General features: G+C 52.4%; 3 protein-coding genes. 1 reads left to right on the top strand and 2 read right to left on the bottom strand.

Annotation, left to right across the window (positions count from 1 at the left end):
• Positions 1-7 precede the first annotated feature (7 nt).
• Positions 8-727 carry a hypothetical protein gene (locus tag RTX98_RS20085; protein WP_312798650.1) on the bottom strand — a complete coding sequence of 240 codons (720 nt, stop codon included), beginning with the start codon at positions 725-727 and terminating at the stop codon, positions 8-10.
• Positions 728-737: 10 nt separating this feature from the next.
• Complete coding sequence (locus RTX98_RS20080) at positions 738-1,142, bottom strand: hypothetical protein (RefSeq protein WP_312798648.1); 405 nt, start codon at positions 1,140-1,142, stop codon at positions 738-740.
• Between the two features lie 359 nt (positions 1,143-1,501).
• Between RTX98_RS20080 and RTX98_RS20075 the strand changes: the two genes are divergently transcribed.
• Complete coding sequence (locus tag RTX98_RS20075) at positions 1,502-1,864, top strand: plasmid mobilization protein (RefSeq protein ID WP_312798647.1); 363 nt, start codon at positions 1,502-1,504, stop codon at positions 1,862-1,864.
• Positions 1,865-1,926 lie beyond the last annotated feature (62 nt).

Below are 1,926 nucleotides of genomic sequence, written 5' to 3'. Positions count from 1 at the left end.
ATGTCCATTACCATTCGACCTTATCTAACTTGCTGAACACGTCTTTCACGACGGTATTTAGCCGGCTACGCTCCAACATATTGAACTTGTCGCTGGCCATGATCTCGCGCAGGGTTAACCGCTCCTTATTCATGCGGCGAATGTCATCGCCAAACGTGTCGCTCGTTCGTCCCTGGAGAAGAATGACCCCGCGTACGTTGTCGGCGTTCTTTGCGAAGGTATCCGACTCGATAAAGTTTTCAGTTCCGCCCCATGCCGAATTTTCGTTTAGCCACAAGACGAGAGGGCAGGACGTTTGCCGAGCAAGCGAAACGAAACCGGCGGTCGTGTCACGAAGATTGTCGCCACCTCCAATGATTGTGTGAATATAGACCCGCTTGCCCGCGTCTTGAAGCATGTTGATAAAGTCGTTCTCCATGAGATAGGACATCAGAGGCGAAAAAGTATTTGCCCCCGTGTCCACGACTACATTGTTGCGTGAATCAAAGATCTTCAACAGCATTGAGTCGAACATTTTCCGGTCAATGGTCCGGTCCGGCTTCATCACGTTAACCAGTTGGACATTGAGTCCCTTATAGGCACCGAATGACGCGTTTTCTTGGTCAGCGTCAAATCCTTCCAACGTGCTAGGCGCTTTCTCTTCGATGTATTGCGCAAGCAATCCGGCGACAAAAGTCTTGCCGATTCCACCTTTGCCTTGCAAAATAAAATGTACAGTGTTTTCCATAACGCGTGTCCTAATGATTGTTGCCTGTTTTGTCATGTGAGAAGCGCCTTTTATCTGCTTCGTCTCTTTGCTCTTGTGCTAGCCGTCGTAGACGTTCAGCTGGCGATTCCTTCGTGTTCTCTGGTTGCTCGGTTTCGGGCGAGTTTTCGTTCCCGACGTTTTGCATTGTTCCGTTGGTAGCAGGGGATTGTTGTTTATCCTCTGCCATGCTTTCGTCCAGATCGACCAGGTGCCGTTTGATGAACTTGCGTACGTTCTCCCGCGAAACCTGGATGCCATTTTGGGCGAGCCAGTCGCGTACCTGCATGTCGCTGAAACCCTTGTGCTTAAGCTCGCGGATTTGGTCTTTGAAGGCCAACAGCTTCGACCTTTTGTAGTGTGGCTTGACCTCGCGTGCGTACTCATCAACGTCCATGATCTCCTTCAACGCTTGTTCTGTTGGCCCTCGGTAATTATTGGGCTGCAACCTAGTTGCAACCTATATGCAACCTACTTGCAACCATGATAGGCCGATTCTCTAGCCCCCGCAACCCGGATCGCATGTGCTGCAACCTAGTTGCAACCTACCTGCAACCATATCACAGGTGTTGGCCGTTGTGGTCGACCTAGCACAGGCACGATAGATATGTTTACCGAATCCTGTGGATTCGGCTAACATATCCGTGCCAAAGGGGGATACCCCCTTTGAAACCCCGCGTCCTACGGACGTCGGGCGCCAGGACCGGTCGGCGGCCTGGCGGTCACGCTGCAAGGCAGCTGGAACAGGAGCAGGCGATGGGACGTCGGGCAGCAGGCGATCAGAAGTTGAGCAAGGCATATTCGTTCCGGCTGCCGGAAGACCAGGCTGCCGAATTGAATGCCAAGATTGCGGAGAGTGGATTGGACGCCTCTGTATTCCTGCGTGATTTCGTTTTGAAAAATAAGACGACGGTGGTTGCAAGGCCGAAGGCCAGCCTGGAAAAGAGGCGGATGCAGTTCGTTATCAACAAGGCGGGCAATAACCTAAACCAGATCGCCCACATGCTCAACACGGCCAACAAGACGAATCGGCTGACCGACCAGTTGTTCCAGCAAGCCACGGCGGGTTTGCAGGAGATTGCCAAATACATGAAGGCTGCGCTAGATCATGTTGATTAGAGTCAGCGGCGGCGAAGAAGGCATCAAGGAGTACCTGGAAGAGGGCCACAAACAGGGCCGGG

Source organism: Tianweitania sp. (genome assembly GCF_032053605.1).
Lineage (GTDB): Bacteria > Pseudomonadota > Alphaproteobacteria > Rhizobiales > Rhizobiaceae > Tianweitania.
This window is presented reverse-complemented; position numbering and strand designations above follow the sequence as displayed.

Coding starts and splice junctions, on each gene's coding strand:
- RTX98_RS20085 (WP_312798650.1), bottom strand. CDS start 727: ATGGAAAACACTGTACATTTTATTTTGCAAGGCAAAGGTGGAATCGGC.
- RTX98_RS20080 (WP_312798648.1), bottom strand. CDS start 1,142: ATGGACGTTGATGAGTACGCACGCGAGGTCAAGCCACACTACAAAAGG.
- RTX98_RS20075 (WP_312798647.1), top strand. CDS start 1,502: ATGGGACGTCGGGCAGCAGGCGATCAGAAGTTGAGCAAGGCATATTCG.